At 68.7% G+C, this 18,580-nt stretch carries 14 protein-coding genes and 2 pseudogenes; 14 read left to right on the top strand and 2 right to left on the bottom strand.

What is annotated here, in order from left to right; translation table 11 throughout:
• Nucleotides 1-183 (top strand): hypothetical protein (locus AAGI91_01505; GenBank protein MEM1041280.1); only part of this gene is annotated, 183 nt, incomplete at its 5' end.
• An 89-nt stretch (nt 184-272) separates the two neighbouring features.
• Here the strand turns inward: AAGI91_01505 and AAGI91_01500 are convergent.
• Together AAGI91_01500 and AAGI91_01495 are read right to left on the bottom strand one after the other, a co-directional pair.
• Complete coding sequence (locus AAGI91_01500) at nt 273-1,292, bottom strand: Brp/Blh family beta-carotene 15,15'-dioxygenase (protein ID MEM1041279.1); 1,020 nt, start codon at nt 1,290-1,292, stop codon at nt 273-275.
• Nucleotides 1,289-2,095, bottom strand: a complete 807-nt coding sequence (locus AAGI91_01495) for a lycopene cyclase domain-containing protein (GenBank protein ID MEM1041278.1) — start codon at nt 2,093-2,095, stop codon at nt 1,289-1,291. Before AAGI91_01495 ends, AAGI91_01500 begins: the two co-directional genes overlap by 4 nt.
• Before the next feature lie 314 nt (nt 2,096-2,409).
• Between AAGI91_01495 and acnA the strand changes: the two genes are divergently transcribed.
• From acnA to AAGI91_01430, 13 genes and pseudogenes are all read left to right on the top strand, one after another.
• A complete protein-coding gene (acnA, locus tag AAGI91_01490; GenBank protein ID MEM1041277.1) occupies nt 2,410-5,130 on the top strand; it encodes an aconitate hydratase AcnA in 2,721 nt (906 codons plus the stop codon).
• Nucleotides 5,131-5,413: 283 nt separating this feature from the next.
• Complete coding sequence (locus AAGI91_01485; protein MEM1041276.1) at nt 5,414-5,674, top strand: type II toxin-antitoxin system RelB/DinJ family antitoxin; 261 nt, start codon at nt 5,414-5,416, stop codon at nt 5,672-5,674.
• Nucleotides 5,674-5,958, top strand: a complete 285-nt coding sequence (locus tag AAGI91_01480; GenBank protein ID MEM1041275.1) for a type II toxin-antitoxin system YafQ family toxin — start codon at nt 5,674-5,676, stop codon at nt 5,956-5,958. The genes AAGI91_01485 and AAGI91_01480 overlap by 1 nt, the downstream gene beginning before the upstream one ends.
• Nucleotides 5,959-6,084: 126 nt before the next feature.
• Complete coding sequence (locus tag AAGI91_01475) at nt 6,085-6,981, top strand: LysR family transcriptional regulator (protein MEM1041274.1); 897 nt, start codon at nt 6,085-6,087, stop codon at nt 6,979-6,981.
• A 338-nt stretch (nt 6,982-7,319) separates the two neighbouring features.
• Nucleotides 7,320-8,711, top strand: a complete 1,392-nt coding sequence (locus AAGI91_01470; protein MEM1041273.1) for an MmgE/PrpD family protein — start codon at nt 7,320-7,322, stop codon at nt 8,709-8,711.
• A gap of 158 nt (nt 8,712-8,869) precedes the next feature.
• Nucleotides 8,870-9,712: a phosphosulfolactate synthase gene (locus AAGI91_01465; protein ID MEM1041272.1), complete on the top strand. Its 843-nt coding sequence runs from the start codon at nt 8,870-8,872 to the stop codon at nt 9,710-9,712.
• A gap of 216 nt (nt 9,713-9,928) precedes the next feature.
• Nucleotides 9,929-10,651, top strand: a pseudogene (locus tag AAGI91_01460) (endonuclease).
• An 84-nt stretch (nt 10,652-10,735) separates the two neighbouring features.
• Nucleotides 10,736-11,212 (top strand): annotated as a pseudogene (locus AAGI91_01455) (lamin tail domain-containing protein).
• A 12-nt stretch (nt 11,213-11,224) separates the two neighbouring features.
• Complete coding sequence (locus AAGI91_01450; protein MEM1041271.1) at nt 11,225-11,860, top strand: T9SS type A sorting domain-containing protein; 636 nt, start codon at nt 11,225-11,227, stop codon at nt 11,858-11,860.
• 69 nt (nt 11,861-11,929) lie between these two features.
• On the top strand, nt 11,930-14,248 hold the full coding sequence (locus AAGI91_01445; GenBank protein ID MEM1041270.1) for a bifunctional salicylyl-CoA 5-hydroxylase/oxidoreductase: 2,319 nt from the start codon (nt 11,930-11,932) through the stop codon (nt 14,246-14,248).
• Nucleotides 14,249-14,428: 180 nt separating this feature from the next.
• Nucleotides 14,429-16,705 (top strand): T9SS type A sorting domain-containing protein, encoded by a 2,277-nt coding sequence (locus tag AAGI91_01440; GenBank protein MEM1041269.1) that lies wholly within the window; start codon nt 14,429-14,431, stop codon nt 16,703-16,705.
• Nucleotides 16,706-16,810: 105 nt separating this feature from the next.
• Nucleotides 16,811-17,599 carry an SDR family NAD(P)-dependent oxidoreductase gene (locus tag AAGI91_01435; GenBank protein ID MEM1041268.1) on the top strand — a complete coding sequence of 263 codons (789 nt, stop codon included), beginning with the start codon at nt 16,811-16,813 and terminating at the stop codon, nt 17,597-17,599.
• Between the two features lie 74 nt (nt 17,600-17,673).
• On the top strand, nt 17,674-18,498 hold the full coding sequence (locus AAGI91_01430; GenBank protein ID MEM1041267.1) for an enoyl-CoA hydratase family protein: 825 nt from the start codon (nt 17,674-17,676) through the stop codon (nt 18,496-18,498).
• Nucleotides 18,499-18,580 lie beyond the last annotated feature (82 nt).

Genomic DNA, 18,580 nt, shown 5'->3' with positions numbered 1-18,580 from the left:
GTCGGGGTCGTGCTCCACGCCCGGACGGCTGGCTTCCTCGCTGCCCGCCTCCGCCGCGACGCCGGCTGGCTCGCCGCCCGCTGCCCTAGCCTCGATGCCGGGTTGCTGGCCCGCTACCTCGCGGCCTACGAGCAGGTCGCCCCCCGGTGTGGTGTGTTGTGGGTGTGGTGGTTGTTAAAATAAAACCATAAAAAAACACCTCCGCGGGGGCGCTTCGCGCGGGCGCTTCTCCCTTCTTGCTCTCCCTGCCCTCCACGCCGAACCAATCCTCCCTACCCTCCCCGCCGAAAAACCCCTTCCTCCGCGTCCATCCGGACCACGACCCAGACGTGGGGCAGCGTGAGCGTCGAGATCAGCAGCAGGTACAGCCCCACGAGGTCGCCCACTGAGTCGGGCGTGACCGGGACGAGCAGGTAGAGCCCGGCGAGCAGGCCGAGGGCCAGGACCGTCATCACGACCCCGTGCGCCAGGTAGCCGGTGCCCGACACCCGGACCGGCGGCGGGGCTTCTGAGGCCGTCAGTGCGATGCGAACGAGGTGGCGCACCGCGTGCCACAGGCAAAAGTAGACCCCGACGGCGAGGAGCGGATGCACCGTGGCAAAGAACACCGCCAGCATGACGGTCTCGGCGGCGTCGACGATCCAGTCGCGCCGTGTCGCCGGCGTGCTGGCGGCCCACCCGGCGGCGAGGTGGAGCGCGACGAGCAGCCCGAAACCCGCGCCTGCACCCAGGCGCACGGCGGGCGATACGGAGGACGCAACGGCACCGTCTCCCAGGATCGCCCCAACCACCGACTGCGCCACGCCGAGGTAGGTCTCGGGAAAGGCCAGGAGGGGAACGAGCATCGGCATCCCGCCGCGCACGACGAGCGCGAGGCCCCGCTGCCACCGTGCCCGCAGATGCCGCCCGCCGGTGAGGACCAACAGGCTGTGCACGTCGCCCTGCCCCCAGTGGAACCACGTCATGGCGATGAAGAACACGAACGCCGCTACCGGTGCGACGAACCAGAACGCGAGGTAGGCGAGGCCGGGGGCGAGGTAGACCGCTAGGACGCGCACGAGCGGCCGAAGCCGGAGTGGCGATCCGTCGAGCCGGAGGAGCACGAGGTGGTCTACGGCCCCGTGCGGCAGCCCGAAGAGCACGATGCTCACGATGAACGGAGCGTAGAGCCATGCGCCCTCCGTCCTCAACCCGAGCGCCGCCGCCAGTACGAGGGTCGGGACGGAGAGCCAGCCCAGCCAAACGGCTGGGCGGACGGTCCGGCCGGCCGAGACGGGCGGAGCGTACGTCACACCTCTGCGTGGACCGGTGCGCGCGACCCGGTGCGCCGAGGGGCCGCGAAGGCGGGCAGGTCAAGCTGCCGCACGGCCTCCACGCCCCAGGTATGGAGCATCAGCACCAGGCCCTGCACCACGAGCACGTTCGTCACGAGGAAGAACAGCGCCTCTTCGAGCGGAAGGCCGCCCGGCGCGATGCCCGTCGTGAAGCGCTCCGAGATGTGCCAGATGCCGAGCGCGAGCGCGATCCGGTCCGCGACCCAGAGGTAGAGGGTCGGGACGGCGACGGCCCAGAAGACTAGCCGGCGGAGCCGCCAGAGGTGGTGGCCGCCGTAGGCCCACTGCACGGCGAGCACCGGGCAAGCCCAGACGAGGATCAGCGCGAGGTAGCGCGTCGGCTCGGGGGCGAGCAGGAAGGCCCCCACGAGTGCTCCGGCAAGGTAGCCCACGGTCCCAGTCCAGCGCGCCGCGGCCGACGGCTGGGTGTTAGGCTCCGGGCCCAGCCGGTCCGCCAGGCGGCCCCAGATCAGGTGGTAGAGCCAGAAGCCCGTCAGGATAGGCTGGAGCACGAAGAACATGTACTCCTCGATCGGGACGTGGCCTACCGTCGCCAGGACGCGGCCGGGGCCGTATCCCCAGACGCCGGTCTGCACGAGGTAGTTGTCCCACGGCGTCGTGTAGGCGAACGCGATGAGTGCGATCAGGGCGAGCGAGAGGGTGGCCTTGAACCCGTCGCGGCGCTCTAGGCGTGGACCGGCCATCCGCAGCGCCAGAATGGCCGGTAGGGTGAAGACGAAGTGGAACTGGAGATAGGTCATAGAGTGCGGGCGGCCTCCGCAGCCCGCGATGTGGTTCCGGCGGTTGCCGGGAGCGAAAGGAAGGGCAAAGAACGCAGCGCATCGCGTCGGGGCGTCTCGCCCCCGGCGTCGCTGCGGCACCGGGCGGTGCTCTATTCATTCTGAACAGCAACTTCCGCCGAAGTTCCCGAGATCCCGAGAAGGGAGCCCCGGCGGAGAAAGGTAGGCCAGCGCGATGCTGTATCTTGCGCTCTCTAGGCCAGGTCTTGAAAAACAAACCCTCCGCCTGCCGCGTCTAATCTCGACCCAGCCCCCTGCTACCAACGCTTCCCCGGATGAATACCGACCCCTTTCGCGCGCGCGACACCTTCGACACCGGCTCCGGGTCGGCTTACCTCTACCGGCTCGACGCCGTCCGAGACCTCAGCCCGCACTTCGACCGGCTGCCGTTCTCGATCAAGATTCTGCTCGAAGGGGCGCTCCGCACGCTCGACGGCGTCGGCATCCGCGAAGAGGACGTGCGGGCGCTCGCGGCCTACGAGCCGGCGAGCCCAGCGCAGACGGAGGTGCCGTTCACGCCCGGCCGCGTGCTCCTCCAGGATTTCACCGGCGTCCCCGCGGTCGTTGACCTCGCTGCCCTCCGCTCGGCGATGGCGCGCAACGGGGCCGACGCCGACGAGATCAACCCCCGCGTCCCGGTCAACCTCGTCATCGACCACTCCGTCCAGGTCGATGCCTTCGCGCTCCCGAAGGCGTTCCAGATCAACGCCGACATCGAGTACCAGCGCAACCAGGAGCGCTACGAATTTCTGCGGTGGGGGGCGGACGCGTTCGAGAACTTCTCCGTCGTCCCGCCCGAGCGCGGCATCTGCCACCAGGTCAACCTCGAATACCTCGCCACGGCCGTGCTCCAGGCACCGACCGACGAGGGCCTGCCGGTCGTCTACCCCGACACCCTCGTCGGGACCGACAGCCACACGACGATGATCAACGGCCTCGGCGTGATGGGCTGGGGCGTCGGCGGGATCGAGGCTGAGGCGGCGATGCTCGGGCAGCCGATCTACATGCTCATGCCCGAGGTCGTCGGCTTCCGCCTCAAGGGCCAGCTCAAGGAGGGCGTCACGGCGACCGACCTCACCCTCACTGTCACCCAGATGCTCCGCGCCCACGGCGTGGTCGGCAAGTTCGTCGAGTTCTTCGGGACCGGCCTCTCGTCGATGTCGCTCCCCGACCGCGCCACGATTGCCAACATGGCCCCGGAGTACGGCGCGACGATGGGCTTCTTCCCCATCGACCAGGAGACGCTCGACTTCATGGCGCGCACCAACCGCTCGCCCGAACTCGTGGAGACCGTCAAGCGCTACACCCAGCTCCAGGGCCTCTTCCGGACCGACGCCACCCCCGACCCGGAGTTCGCCTCGGTTCTCGAACTCGACCTCGCCGAGGTCGAGCCCAGCCTCGCCGGGCCCAAGCGCCCGCAGGACCGGATCACGCTTCCGAACGTGCAGGGCGAGTTCCGCGAGAGCCTCACGCGCCCCGCCTCACCCCAGGGCTTTGGGTTGAAGGAAGACGCCCTCGACAACACTGGCCGCTACGAAGACGACGAGGGCAACGCGCTCGACATGGAGCACGGCGACGTGACGATCGCCGCGATCACGAGCTGCACCAACACCTCGAACCCGAGCGTGATGCTCGCCGCGGGCCTGCTCGCCAAGAAGGCCGTCGAGCGCGGCCTCAGCGTCAAGCCCTACGTCAAGACCAGCCTCGCGCCCGGCAGCCGCGTCGTCACCGAGTACCTCGACGAGGCTGGCCTCCAGCCGTACCTCGACAAGCTCGGCTTCAGCCTCGTCGGCTACGGCTGCACGACGTGCATCGGCAACTCCGGCCCGCTCCCCGAGCCGGTCGCCAAGGCCATCACCGACGGCGACCTGATCGTCTCGGGTGTGCTGTCCGGCAACCGCAACTTCGAGGGCCGCATCCACGCCCTCGTCAAGGCCAACTACCTCGCTTCGCCGCCGCTCGTCGTCGCCTACGCGCTCGCCGGCACCGTCGACATCGACCTCCAGAACGACCCCATCGGCACCGACGCCGACGGCAAGGAGGTCTTCCTCAACGAGGTGTGGCCGAGCCAGCAGGAGATCCTCGACGCCATCAACGCCTCGGTCAAGCCGAGCCAGTTCGCCGAGATGTACGACGGGATCGAGGACTCGAACCCGCGCTGGAACGAGATGCCGGTCGAGGGCGGCGCGCTCTTCGCCTGGAGCGACGAGAGCACCTACATCCAGGAGCCGCCGTTCTTCCTCGACGTGACGCCCGAGGTGCCGACGATTGCGCCCATCGACGACGCCCGCGTGCTCGTCAAGGTCGGCGACTCGGTGACGACAGACCACATCTCACCTGCCGGCGCGATTCCGAAGGACGAGCCCGCCGGCCGCTTCCTGCAGGAGCGCGGCGTCGAGCCGAAGGACTTCAACTCGTTCGGCTCCCGGCGCGGGAACGACCGCGTGATGACGCGCGGTACGTTCGGCAACATCCGCCTCCGCAACCGCATGGCTCCCGGCACCGAGGGCGGCTGGACGACCTACCTCCCGACTGGCGAGCAGACCTACATCTACGACGCCGCGATGCGCTACCGCGAGACGGGCACTCCGCTCGTCGTCCTCGCCGGCAACGACTACGGCATGGGCTCGTCGCGCGACTGGGCGGCCAAGGGGACGATCCTCCTCGGCGTCCGCGCGGTCATCGCGCAGTCGTTCGAGCGCATCCACCGCTCGAACCTCGGCGGGATGGGCGTCCTCCCGATGCTGTTCAAGGACGGCGCGGACCCCGAAGCCCTCGGCCTCGACGGCACCGAGCACTTCTCGGTCCCCGTGACCGACGACGTGAAGCCGCTCCAGAACCTGACCGTGACCGCGACAAAAGCCGACGGCACCGAGGTCTCATTCGACGTGACGGTCGCGCTCAACACGCCAATCGAGGTCGAGTACTACCGCCACGGCGGCATCCTGCACTACGTCCTCCGCGACTTCCTCAGCACCGCGCTGGAGACGGCGTAGGCTGGTCGGGCGGATGCTCCGCTGCTACCTAACACGGCTCCCCCCGGAGAGGCTTGATGTCCTCCGGGCAGATCCCCTGGCATGGAGGCTACTTGACTACGATCTCGGAACGCTGCACGAGATCGAAGGGCTCAGCGCCGCGCTTGGTCGAGATGACGAGGGGAAAGGGGTGCGGTAGGAGGGTCAGGGATGTGCGCTCGCCCTTCCTGAGAACGGGAGTGGACCCTTGCAACCCGAGTTGACGCTGTAGGTACATTGCACTACACCCGAGTCCCTCGACGCCATGAACAAGACCGCCACCATCTCTGCCCGGATCGATCCCGACACGAAGCGCGAGGCCGAATCCGTCTTCCGCGACCTCGGCCTCTCGGCTAGCCAGGCGATCACGCTGTTCTACCGGCAGGTTCAGCTCCGGCGCGGCCTTCCGTTCGAGGTGAAGATGCCGAACGAGACGACCCGGAAGGCGCTCCGTGAGGCCGAGGCGCGGGACGGCCTCGCCAGCTTTGATTCTACCGACGCGCTCTTCGACGACCTCGGCCTCTGATGGCAGCGCGGGCCAAGACGCTGCGCCGGACCTCGCAGTTCAAGCGCGACGCGAAGCGGTCGAAACGGCGAGGGAAGGATGTAGCCAAACTGCGGGCCGTGATCGAGAAGCTGGCACGAGGGGAAGCGCTGGAAGAGCGGCTCCGCGACCACGCCCTCGCTGGTGAATACCAGGGGACCCGCGAGTGCCACGTCGAGCCGGACTGGCTGCTGATCTACGAGGCGACGGACGAGGAGGTCGTGCTGATCCGTACCGGGACGCACGCGGACCTGTTCAAAAAGTGACGAACCCCGTGCCCTCCGCAGTTTCCTCAGCACAGCGCTGGAGACGGCATGGTCGGAACGACCGGACGAGCAGCCGGTGAAGCAACTGCGCGGCGGACGGGGCGTACGAACCCCGAGGTCCGGCGCATGAACTTCCAGCAGCTCACCTACATCATCGCCGTCGAGCGGCACCAGAACTTCCACCGCGCGGCCCTCGACTGCGGCGTGGCCCAGTCGACGCTGAGCAAGGAGATCCAGCGCCTCGAGCGCGAGTACGGGATCATCATCTTCGACCGCACGCGGACGCCCGTCGTCCCGACCCTCAAGGGCGTCGACCTGATCGAGACGGCGCGCGAGATCCTGCACCTGCGCAAGGAGTTCGTCCGCATCGCCGAGCGCCGGGACAACACGGTCTCCGGCCACATGCGCCTCGCCATCACCGAGGTCCTCGCCCCGTACCTCGCGCCCCATCTCATCCGGGCGCTCGCGCGGAAGTACCCCGATCTCCACCTCGAACTCCTAGAAATCGGCAGCCGCCGCATCGAGGACCTGCTGGCCGACGAGGACATCGACGCCGCCGTGATGATTGCGCCGTCGCTAGCGCGGGAGTACTACGAGCACACGCTCTACCGCGAGGAACTGCTCGTCTACGCCACCCAGTTTGCCTCGGACGCCGGGTTCACGGTCGAGGACGTGGACCTCGGCCGGGTGCTCGTCCACGAAGACCTCCGGGCGATCCTGCACGGCCAGCTCGGGGCCCGCTTCGACGACGAGGAGCACTTCACCATCCGGTACCCGAAGGGCAACCTGGAGACGATCCGCAACATCATCCAGGTCAACGGCGGGGCCATGCTCGTCCCGACGATCGCGCGGCCGTTCTTCCCCGAGGACCAGCGGGCGCACCTCCGCGCGGTCCCCGGCATCCAGGCCAGGCTCGACGTTCGGCTCGTCACCAGCCGGGGGTTCGAGAAGACGCGGATCGTCAAGCGCCTCATCGACGAGATCGCGGCCGTCGTTCCAGCGCAGGAAAGCCGGCCGGCCTAAGCGAGCCGTCGTAGGGGCGTATTGCGATACGCCCCTACCGCAGCGGTGCACGGGCGAACCGGGGGTGATGCGGGATCAGCGCGGCAACGTCGGGACACGGCATCGAGCCAGAGGGAGGGACGGGGGGAGGCGTCCGCCGGGACCGCTTCTTCGCCGGGACCGCTCCTCCACAGCGCGGCGCGCTCGGCGAGCACGCCCTACCTGTCCGCATCCTGACACGCCCACGTTGAATCTGCACGGCAAGCTCCTCGAATCAGCGGGATCGCCTGAGGCGATTGCGCGAGGCGGGGGCGAGGAGAGATGTTGGAATGCTACCTCAACCCCAACTACTCACCCCTATGACTGACGTACAGAAGCTGGCCCAGTTCACCGCCAGCCGCTCGTTCGGCGACCTGTCGAGCGACGCCCTCCGCGAACTCAAGATCCGGCTCCTCGACTCGCTCGGCTGCGCCATCGGCGCGCTCGAAGGCCCACCCATCCGCCGCATCCGCAGCCACACCGAAGACTTCGGCGGGCGCGGGCTCGCCACGCTCGTCGGCGGCGGCCGGACGGCCCCGGACCGCGCCTCGTTCTTCAACTCGGCCCTCGTCCGCTACCTCGACTTCAACGACAGCTACCTCGCCAAGGGCGAGACCTGCCACCCGTCGGACAACATCGGCTCCGTCCTCGCCGCGGGCGAGTACCGCGGGATCGACGGCAAGACGTTCCTGACCGCGCTCGGCATCGCCTACCAGGTGCAGTGCCGGCTGAGCGACGTCGCCCCGGTCCGCGCCAAGGGCTTCGACCACACCGTGCAGGGGGCCTACGGTGCCGCCGCCGGAGCCGCCTACGCGCTCGGCCTCTCGCCCGAGAAGACGGCGAACGCGATCGCGATTGCCGCGACGGCCTACAACGCCCTCCGCGTCACCCGGACCGGCAACCTCTCCAACTGGAAGGGCCTCGCCTTCCCGTCGACCGGCTGGACCTCAACCCACTCGGCCTTCCTCGCGATGCGCGGCATCACCGGGCCGGAAGAAGTCTTCGAGGGCAACAAGGGCTTCAAGGAGTCCATCGCCGGCGACTTCGAGATCGACTGGTCGAAGGAAGACCTCGAGCGCGTTACCCGGACGATCCTCAAGAAGTACAACGCCGAGATCCACTCGCAGGCGACCCTGGAGGGCCTCATCGAGCTCCGCGAGGAGCACGACTTTGACCCGGCCGACATCGAGAAGATCACGCTCCACACCTTCGACGTGGCCTACCACATCATCGGCGGGGGCGAGGAGGGCGGCAAGAAGAACATCCGCACCAAGGAGGAGGCCGACCACAGCCTCCCCTACATGATGGCCGCCGCCGTCCTCGACGGCAACGTGCTGCCTGCGCAGTACGAGTCCGACCGCATCCTCCGCGACGACATCCAGACGCTGCTCAAGAAGGTCGAGGTCTACGAGAACCCCGACTACTCGGCGCGCTTCCCGGACCAGGAGGCCAACGACATGGCGATCCACCTCCGCGACGGTCGCCTGCTGGAGAAGGACAAGGTGGACTACGAGGGCTTCCACACGCGCCCGGCCTCGTGGGCGTTCGTCGGGCAGAAGTTCCGCAACCTCGCCGCGCCGTTCGCCGAGGCCGACCACCTCGACCGCATCGTCGAGCTCGTCCGGGACTTCGAGAACCACACCCTCGCCGACCTGATGGACCTGCTCGGCCAGGTCAACCCCGTCTCGTCCAAAACCCTCACCCTCGCTTAGGGCGTGATTGGAAACTCAACTGTCATCCCGGACCCCGATCCGGGATCTCGTGAGGACTCCTAGCCCTCCCCTTTCAGATCCTGAAACGAGTTCAGGATGACAACCTCCCTGGGTTTCCAGACAGCCCTCCATATCACCCTCGCCTAGAAAACACAGCCATGCAAGTAACCAACGACTTCACGACCAACCCCGTCGCTTTCGAGTGGCTCCAGCGCAACGACCGGAGCGCCAAGCCCCGCACGACGGGCCTGACCGAGATCCGCGCCGCCTACTACTCGAACTTCGGCGAGCGCTACTTCCGCGACATCCTCGAGACCTCGGGGAATTACGTGGACAGCATCAAGTTTGCCGGCGGCTCGTTCACCTTCATGAACCCGGAGAAGATCCGCGCCATCAACGACCTCGCCCACGAGTACGGCGTGCTCGTCTCGACCGGCGGCTTCATCGAGTACGTCCTCACCAAGGGCAAGGACGCCGTCCAGAAGTACATCGCCGAGTGCAAGGAGCTCGGCTTCGACATCATCGAGATCTCGACGGGCTTCATCTCGATCCCGACCGACGACTGGCTCCGCGTGATCGAGGACGTGCAGAAGGCCGGCCTCAAGGCCAAGCCCGAGGTCGGCATCCAGTTCGGTGCCGGCGGCGACACCGTCGCGGGCGAGCTCGAGAGCGAGGGCGTCCAGGACGTCGGCTACGCGATCAAGCAGGCCCAGCGCATGATCGACGCCGGGGCCTACATCATCATGATCGAGTCCGAGGGCATCACCGAGAACGCCAACCCCTGGCGCGTCGACGTCCCGGCGAGCTTCATCAACGAGCTCGGCCTCGGGAACCTGATGTTCGAGGCGGCCGACCCGCAGGTGTTCAAGTGGTACATCAAGAACTACGGCCCCGAGGTCAACGTCTTCGTCGACCACAGCCAGATCGTCCAGCTCGAGTGCACCCGCCAGGGCATCTGGGGCACGAACGATGTCTGGGGCCGGATCGTGACCTACAAGTAAGCTTTGCCTACACGCAGGCACGACCTCCCAGCCTAACGCTACAGCGCAGGGGCGGCCCTCCGGGACTGCCCCTGTGTCTGTTTGGTCAGTGGGCTCGGTAGCTGGTTTAGCTGGAGCAGGTCGGTCTCTTTGGCCAATTCATCCTCGCGCAGACGGGGATGCTTGGGGGCAGGAGTATGTTTATGAGACTCGCCCGATTCTGCCTTCCGCTCGCTCATGCGCTCTGCTCTGTTCTTCCTCGCCGTCGCCAGCCTGCTCCTCCCGCCGCCCGCACAGGCACAGACGGTGCTCTACCCCGGCCTCGAAGGGCAGGCGCTCCTGGACGCCATCGACGCCGACTACAGCCCGACCGGCACGCTCGGCTACGGGCCGGCGCGCGACGAGCTCTACGGCTGGGAGCAGGCCCGCAACGGCACCCTCCGCGCGGTCTACACCGGGTTTACGATCGTCCTCTCGGGCGACCCGTCGAGCAGCGCGCTCGCGCAGGGGGTCAACACCGAGCACACCTGGCCGCAGTCGCTCGGGATGGGGACGGAGCCGCAGCGGAGCGACATGCACAACCTCTTCCCGACCCGCGAGGAGGTCAACGCCGCGCGCGGCAACAGCCCGTTCGCCGAGATCCCCGATGCCGAGACCGACACCTGGTTCCGGCTCGACCAGCAGCAGCCCAGCATCCCGAGCTTCGCGCTCGACGAGTGGAGCGAGGTCGACGACGACAGCCCGCCACCGGGCTACTTCGGCGAGTTCGAGCCGCGCGAGGACCACAAGGGCAACGCGGCGCGGGCGATGTTCTACGTCTACGCCGTCTGGCGCTCGCAGCTCACGTCGGACTTCCTCGACCTCCAACTCGGCCCCCTCCTCGACTGGCACGCCCAGGACCCGGTCGATACGTTCGAGGCCGACCGGAGCAGCTTCATCGCCTCCGAGCAGGGCAACGAGAACCCGTTCGTGCTCGACTCCACGCTCGCCCGCCGCGCCTTCGACCCGGACACCGGCGGCGGGGGGCCGGGCGGCGAGGCGGCCGACCTCCTGATCTCGGAGTACGTCGAGGGCTCGTCGTTCAACAAGGCGCTCGAGATCTTCAACGGCACCGACGCGGCGGTCGACCTCGCGGGCTACACGCTGGAGGTCTACTTCAACGGCAACGGTTTCGCCGGGACGACCCTCAACCTCTCGGGGACCGTCGCGGCGGGCGACGTGTTCGTGATCGCCGAGGACAGCGCCGACCCGGCCATCCTCGCCGCGTCCGACTTCAGGACGAATGACTTCCTCTGGAACGGCAACGACGCGATTGTGCTGCGCCGGGGCAGCGACGTGATCGACGCGCTCGGGCAGGTCGGGTTCGACCCCGGCGACGAGTGGGGGAGCGGCCTGACTTCGACCAAAGACAACACGCTCCGCCGCGCGGCCGACTGCACGGCCGACACCAACCCGAACGACGCGTTCGACCCGGCCGAGCGCTACGCCGGTTTCCCCAACAACAGCTTCGATGATCTCGGCACGACGGACCTCGTGTGCGAGACCACGCCCGCTGTCACGGCCGACATCGAGCCGGTCGGGGCACCGGTCGTCATCGCGGCGTCGGGCGGGTCGCTCTCCTACACCGTCACGCTCACCAACACGACGGCGTCGGCGCAGGTGGTCACCGCCGAGATCAGCGCGACGCTTCCGAACGGATCGACCTTCGGGCCGGTCCAGGGGCCGCAGACGGTGCCGGTCGCCGCGAGCGGCTCCATTGGGCCGATTACGTTCACGGAGGCCGTGCCGGGCGCGGCTCCGGCGGGGACCTATACCCTGACGCTCACGCTCACGAGCGGCGGCGAGGAAGTCGACGCCGACAGCTTCACGTTCGAAAAGGCTACGTCGGCGGCGTCTCGGGCTGAGGTCGCGTTTGGCCTGGCACCGGTCTACCCGAACCCGGTGCGCGAGGCCGCGACCGTCGAGTTTGCCCTCTCCGAAGCCGGAACCGTACGGCTGACCGTCTACGACCTGCTCGGGCGCGAGGTCGCGGTCCTCGCCGACGGCACGCTCGACGCAGGCTTCCACACGGCGACCCTGGGCGGTGCCGGCTTGCCGAGCGGGACGTACCTCGTCCGGCTCAGCGCGGCGGGGCAGGTCGAGACGCAGCGCGTAACTGTCGTGCGCTAACCGTCGTTCGGTAGCGGTGCCTCGGTGCGATGCGATGTCGTAGGTTGGGGCAGACCAACCCCGACTGCTGTGAACGTCGCCTGCATCGGCGGAGGCCCCGCCGGTCTCTTCCTCTCGATCCTCCTCAAAAAGCGCTGCCCGGACTGGCCCGTCGCCGTCTACGAGCAGAACCCGCGCGGCAACACCTTCGGCTGGGGCATCGTCTTCTCCGACGGGACGATGGAGAACCTCCGCGCCGCCGACGAAGCCGTGGCGGCCCAGACCGAAGCCGAGCTTGCTCACTGGGACGACATCGAAGTGCTGTTCCGGGGCCAGTCGGTCCGGTCGTCGGGGCACGGGTTCATCGGCGTTGGGCGGCACCGGTTTCTGGAGATTCTAAGCGCCCGCGCTGAGGCCGTCGGCGTCGACCTCCACTACGGCACCTGCGTCGAGGACATCGACGCGCTCGGGGCCGACCTCGTCGTCGGGTGCGACGGCATCAACAGCCGCCTGCGGGCCGAGTTTGCCGAGCAGTTCCGCCCGGCCGTCGAGCCGCAGCGGAACCGGTTTACGTGGCTCGGGACGCACCGCCCGTTCGAGGCCTTCACGTTCGACTTCCGCGAGACCGAGCACGGCTGGTTCCAGGCCCACGCCTACCAGTTCTCGGACGACACGAGCACCTTCATCGTCGAGTGCACCGACGAGACGTGGCGCGCGGCCGGGCTGGACCGGACGGACAAGGCGGAGAGCATCGCCTTCTGCGAAACCCTCTTCGCCGACACCCTCGGGGGCCACCGGCTCCTCGACAACAGCCCGCACCGTGACGGCCCGGCGATGTGGCTCCGCTTCCCGAAGGTGACCAACGAGCGCTGGCACCACGGCAGCAAGGTCCTCCTTGGCGACGCCGCCGCCTCGGCCCACTTCTCGATTGGCTCCGGGACGAAGCTCGCCCTCGAGAGCGCGATCGCCCTGGCAGACAAGCTGGTCGGTGCCGAGGAAGGGGGCGATCTGTGCGCCGTGCTGTCGGCCTACGAAGACGAGCGGCGGGTCGAGGTGCTGCGCCTCCAGAACGCGGCGCGCAACTCGACTGAGTGGTTCGAGTCGGTCGAACTCCGGGGCCACCTGCCGCCGGAGCAGTTCGCCTACAGCCTCCTCACCCGCAGCCAGCGCGTGAGCCACGAGAACCTCCGCCTCCGCGACGCCGACTGGCTCGGCGAGTACGAGCGGTGGTGGGCGGGGCGAAGCGCGGAAGAGCGGAAGAACGGAAGAGCGGAGAAGGGGAGCGAAGCAGTGCCGCCGATGTTTGTGCCGTACCGGGTGCGCGGGGTCGAGGTGCCGAACCGGATCGCCGTCTCGCCGATGGCGATGTACTCGGCTGAGGAGGGCGTCGTGACAGACTTCCACCTCGTCCACCTCGGGCAGCGGGCGCTCGGCGGGGCAGGGCTGGTGTTCACCGAGATGACGTGCACGGGGCCCGACGCGCGCATCACGCCAGGCTGTGCTGGACTCTGGACCGACGAGCAGGCCGAGGCCTACGCCCGCATCGTCCGGTTCATCCACGGGCAGAGCCCGGCGAAGGTGGCGCTCCAACTCGGGCATGCCGGGCGGAAGGGGTCGGTCCAGAAGCCGTGGGACGCCGGGGGCGACGACAACGCGCCGCTGGGCGATGGCAACTGGCCGCTCCTCGCACCGTCGGCGCTGCCGTACCTCCCCCACAACCAGACGCCGCGCGCGATGGACCGCGCCGACATGGACCGGGTCCGGGACGACTTCGTGGCCGCCGCCCGGCGCGGAGCCGAGGCCGGGTTCGACTGGCTCGAACTCCACTGCGCGCACGGCTACCTCCTCTCGTCGTTCCTCTCGCCCCTCACCAACCGGCGCACCGACGCCTACGGCGGCTCGGTCAAGAACCGGCTGCGCTACCCGCTGGAGGTCTTCGCCGCCCTCCGCACCGCGTGGCCCGAAAACCGACCGATCAGCGTCCGCCTCTCGGCCGTCGACTGGGTCGAGGGCGGGACGACGGTGGACGACGCCGTGGAGATGGCGCGGGCGTTCTGCGAGCACGGGGCCGACCTGATCGACGTGTCGAGCGGGCAGGTCCACCCGGAGCAGGCTCCGGTCTACGGGCGGATGTGGCAGACGCCGTTCGCCGAGCGCATCCGGCTCGAGACCGGCGCGCCGGTGATGGCGGTCGGGAATATCTACGAGCCGGACCACGTCAACTCGATCCTCGCCGCCGGGCGGGCCGACCTGTGCCTCCTCGCCCGGCCGCACCTCGGCGTGCCGCACTGGACGCTCCGCGCCGCGGCCGAACTCGGCCACACCGGCCAGTGGTGGCCGTCCCAATACCTCGCCGGCAAGCGCCAGCTCGAACGGTATTTCGAGCGCCGGCGCGAGCCGACTAGGTAGCCTTCGCTGCGTGACGTGTAGAGTGGCTGCCCAGGGTACCCACGCGGGGTAGCATTTCGCGTGGCGTCTCCGCGATACGGTAGTATCATGGGCTGTCCGTTCTCCGTCCCCAAACCCGTGACTCGAATGACTTTCTCTTTACGTCTACCTTGCCTCGCTCACACCCGGGCGGGACTTCTGATGGCCCTCGCCTGCCTGCTGGCCGCGCCCGCGTACGCCCAGGAGACCGCGCCGCGCGTGATCTCCGCGAGCCGCGTCAACACGTCGGAGCCGCTGCGCACCTTGCCGGACCGGCCAGGCCAAGCCCGGACGCTGGTCCCGGCAGTGGTCCCGAACAAGTTCCACAGCTTCGCCGACAAGGGCCAGCGCCCGGAAAGTCCCGATCTCACGGACTCCGTCCTCGACACCGGCGCGGCAGGCCGGAACAGCAGCGCCACCGGGACGGTGGTCCAGAACTTCGAGGGTATCCCCCAGGCCGAGTCGCCGTTCATCTTCCCGCCCGACACCAACGGCGACGTGGGGCCGAACCACTACGTGCAGTGGATCAATGGCACCGCCCAGTTCTACGACAAGCAGGGTACCACGCTCCTCGGGCCGGTCGCGGGCAACTTCTTCTGGCAGGGACTCGGCGGCCCGTGCGACTTCCGCAACGACGGCGACCCGATCATCCTCTACGACGAGATGGCCGACCGCTGGGTGGCGATGCAGTTCATGATCGAGGGCCTCTTCGGCTTCGGCGACTTCGCCCTCTGCTTCGCCGTCTCGACGACGCCCGACCCGACGGGGTCGTACCACCAGTACGAGTTCACGCTGGACTACTTCCCGGACTACCCCAAAATCGGAGTCTGGTCGGATGCCTACTACGCGACGGCTAACATCTTCTTCGACGGTCCCTTCCGCCAGGAGGCGATGGCCTTCGAGCGCGACGCGATGCTCCAGGGCCTCCCGGCCGACGCCGTGTTCTTCACGATTCCGAGCAACACGGCTGGCGGCTTTCTCCCCGCCGACGCGGACGGCGCGGCTCCGCCCGCCGGGACCCCCGGCCTGTTCCCCGGCCTGCCCGACGGGACCGACCTTGAGGTGTTCGCCCTCGACGTGAACTGGGCGAACCCCTCGGCCTCGACGTTCTCGCTGCTCGACGAGCCGACGGTCGCGCCCTACAGCCCGTACTCCGGCACGATTCCGCAGCCGTCACCGGGGGCCGGGCTGGAGGTGATCGGCGACCGGCTGATGCACCGGGCGCAGTACCGGAACTTCGGCGACCGGCAGACGCTCGTGCTCAACCACACCGTGGACGTGCAGCCCGGCTTCGGCGAGCGAGCCGGCGTCCGGTGGTACGAACTCCGCAACGGCGCGGGCAACAGCGGCTCCGGCTGGGACCTCTACCAGCAGGGCACGTATGCGCCGAACGACGGCCTCAACCGCTGGATGGGATCGGTGGCGATGAACGGAGCCGGCGACATCGCCGTCGGCTACTCGGTCTCGGGTTCTAGCCTCTTCCCCGCGATCCGCTTCGCTGCCCAGACGGCAGACCAGAGCGGAACGGGTGTCTTGAACGTGCCGGAGACCGAGATTCAGACCGGCGGCGGCGTGCAGACCGGCAACTTCGGCGGCCGCTCGCGGTGGGGCGACTACAGCATGATGTCGGTTGACCCCTCGGACGACCGCTCGTTCTGGTTCACGACCGAGTACATGCCGTCGACCTCCTCCAACGAGTACGCCACCCGCGTCGCCGAACTGTCGGTAGACTCGGGCGTGTCGCCGAACTTCGACCTGACCGCGGTCAACACCTCGCCGGGCGGTTCCCCAATTGTCGTCGCGTCCGGGGGATCGGTGACGTTCGACTACGCAGTCGCCAACAACACCGGCAGCGCGGCTTCGGGGGACCTCTGGTTCACGGCCACGAGTGGAGGCAGCACGGTGGCGCAGGGGCTCATCCAGAGTGGCACGGTGCCGGCTGGTGCGACCATCAGTCAGGCGTTTGTGCAGCCCATTCCGGATCCCGCTCCTTCCGGGAGCTACACCTACACGCTGAGTGTCGGCCAATTCCCGAACGCGGCCGTGGACACCGAGACGTTCGACCTCCAAATCACGACGGGCGGCCCGGGTGATGCTCCGTCATGGGCCGTTGACAAAGCTGGGACGTGGGACGAGACCGAGCAAGCGGTGTCGGCGCGCGCCTCGGGTCCGGCGGGCTTCGCGCTCGGCGCGGCCTACCCGAATCCGTTCACCCGGACGGCCATCCTGCCGGTCGAACTGACGGAGGCCGCGGAGGTGCGGCTGGCGGTCTTCGACGTGCTCGGCCGCGAGGTGGCCGTGCTGGCCGAGGGCCGGTTCGAGGCCGGGCTGCACCGCCTCGTCTTCGACGCGACGGACTTGCCGAGCGGTGCCTACGTCGCGCGCCTGACCACCGAAGCCGGCCGCTCGCAGACGCAGCGCCTGACGCTGCTGCGCTAGTCCGGTAGCCAAAGCGGCAACGCAAAGGGCCTCTCCCGCCGACGCGTTCGGACGGGAGAGGCCCTCGCTTCAGTGCAGAACCACCAACCCCCTATGCCCACTCCGATGCCTGACACGCCGCGCCCGCTCGCCGACCTCCACGCCGTCGTCACCGGCGGCGGGCGGGGGATCGGAGCCGCGATTGTCCGGCGGCTGGCCGCGATGGGGGCGTCGGTCTCGCTCCTCGGCCGGACGCCGGAGCCGCTCCGCGCGCTCGCGGGCGAACTCGACGACGCCCACCCGCAAGCCTTTGCGGCGGTGCCGGCCGACGTGACCGACGAGGCGCAGGTCGAGGCGGCCTTCGCCGCCGCCCGCGGTGCGCTCGGGCCGGTGGCGATCCTCGTTAACAACGCCGGGGCCGTCGACAGCGTCCCGCTCGCTGCGATGCCACCCGACCGGTGGGACGCCATGCTCAATGTCAACCTGACGAGCGCCTACCGCTGCATCCGCCACGCGTTGCCCGGCATGACCGAGGCGGGGCACGGGCGCATCGTCAATGTCGCCTCGACGGCCGGGATGAAGGGCTACCCGTACGTCGCGGCCTACTGCGCGGCCAAGCACGGCCTCGTCGGGCTGACGCGGGCGCTCGCGCTCGAAGTCGCCAAGACCGGCGTCACCGTCAACGCCGTCTGCCCGGGCTACACCGACACCGACCTCGTCGCGGATTCGGTCGGGGCGCTCGCCGAGAAGACCGGGCGCTCGGCGGAGGAGCTTCGGGCCGGGTTCGAGCGGCAGAGCCCGCTCGAGCGGATGCTCTCGCCGGAGGAGGTGGCGAGCGCCGTCGCGTGGCTGTGCCACCCCGAGCAGGCCGCCGTCACCGGGCACGCGCTCGTCGTGGCCGGCGGCGAGGTATAGCGCTCTTGGCCGGGGTGCCGAGTGAGCACCCGCCCCTCTTTTCTTTTGGCCCGGTTCGTCCGTTTATTCCGGGCATGGCTACTGCTTCGCTCGACCCCACGACCTTCGCCCCCGAGCACTTCCGCTGGTCCTTCGCCGACCGCGTCGCCACGGTCACCCTCAACCGTCCGGAGCGGAAGAACCCGCTCACGTTCGAGAGCTACGCTGAGCTGCGCGACACCTTCCGCGCGCTCGTCTACGCCGACGAGGTCAAGGCGGTCGTGCTCGAAGGCGCGGGCGGCAACTTCTCCTCCGGAGGCGACGTGCACGAGATTATCGGGCCGCTGACGGAGATGGACATGCCGGCGCTCCTCCGGTTTACCCGGATGACGGGCGACCTCGTCAAGGCGATCAAGGGCTGTCCGCAGCCGGTCATCGCGAGCATCGACGGCGTGTGCGTCGGTGCGGGGGCGATCATGGCGATGGCGTCCGACCTCCGCGTCGGGACGCCGGAGAGCAAGGTGGCCTTTCTGTTCACCCGCGTCGGCCTCGCGGGGTGCGACATGGGGGCGTGCGCGATTCTGCCTCGCATCATCGGCCAGGGCCGTGCCGCCGAACTGCTCTACACCGGCCGCTCGGTGAGCGGCACCGAGGCCCACGCGTGGGGCTTCTACAACCAACTTGCCGAGTCGGGCGACGTATTGGAGCAGGCCCAAAAGCTGGCCCACCGGCTCGCCCACGGCCCGACCTTCGCCCACATGATGACCAAGACGATGCTCGACCAGGAGTGGAGCATGGGCATCGAGCAGGCCATCGAGGCCGAGGCCCAGGCCCAGGCGATCTGCATGCAGACGCGCGACTTCGAGCGGGCCTACCGCGCCTTCGTCGCCAAAGAACGTCCCACCTTCGAGGGCGACTGAGGGAGTGGGACTGAGGGAGTGGGAGAGTGGAATAAAAACCGCGAAATTTGCCGACCCCGTCGCGCTCCGCGACTACCTTTCT

It is taken from the genome of Bacteroidota bacterium (assembly GCA_038746285.1).
GTDB lineage: Bacteria > Bacteroidota > Rhodothermia > Rhodothermales > JANQRZ01 > JANQRZ01.
The sequence above is the reverse complement of the archived record's forward strand: the minus strand, read 5'-3'. Positions and strand labels throughout refer to the sequence as shown.

Bases quoted from the DNA above. Each gene is read 5' to 3' on its own strand.
- AAGI91_01495 (MEM1041278.1), bottom strand. From the start codon at position 2,095: ATGACCTATCTCCAGTTCCACTTCGTCTTCACCCTACCGGCCATTCTG.
- acnA (MEM1041277.1), top strand. From the start codon at position 2,410: ATGAATACCGACCCCTTTCGCGCGCGCGACACCTTCGACACCGGCTCC.
- AAGI91_01485 (MEM1041276.1), top strand. From the start codon at position 5,414: ATGAACAAGACCGCCACCATCTCTGCCCGGATCGATCCCGACACGAAG.
- AAGI91_01480 (MEM1041275.1), top strand. From the start codon at position 5,674: ATGGCAGCGCGGGCCAAGACGCTGCGCCGGACCTCGCAGTTCAAGCGC.
- AAGI91_01475 (MEM1041274.1), top strand. From the start codon at position 6,085: ATGAACTTCCAGCAGCTCACCTACATCATCGCCGTCGAGCGGCACCAG.
- AAGI91_01470 (MEM1041273.1), top strand. From the start codon at position 7,320: ATGACTGACGTACAGAAGCTGGCCCAGTTCACCGCCAGCCGCTCGTTC.
- AAGI91_01465 (MEM1041272.1), top strand. From the start codon at position 8,870: ATGCAAGTAACCAACGACTTCACGACCAACCCCGTCGCTTTCGAGTGG.
- AAGI91_01440 (MEM1041269.1), top strand. From the start codon at position 14,429: ATGGCCCTCGCCTGCCTGCTGGCCGCGCCCGCGTACGCCCAGGAGACC.
- AAGI91_01435 (MEM1041268.1), top strand. From the start codon at position 16,811: ATGCCTGACACGCCGCGCCCGCTCGCCGACCTCCACGCCGTCGTCACC.
- AAGI91_01430 (MEM1041267.1), top strand. From the start codon at position 17,674: ATGGCTACTGCTTCGCTCGACCCCACGACCTTCGCCCCCGAGCACTTC.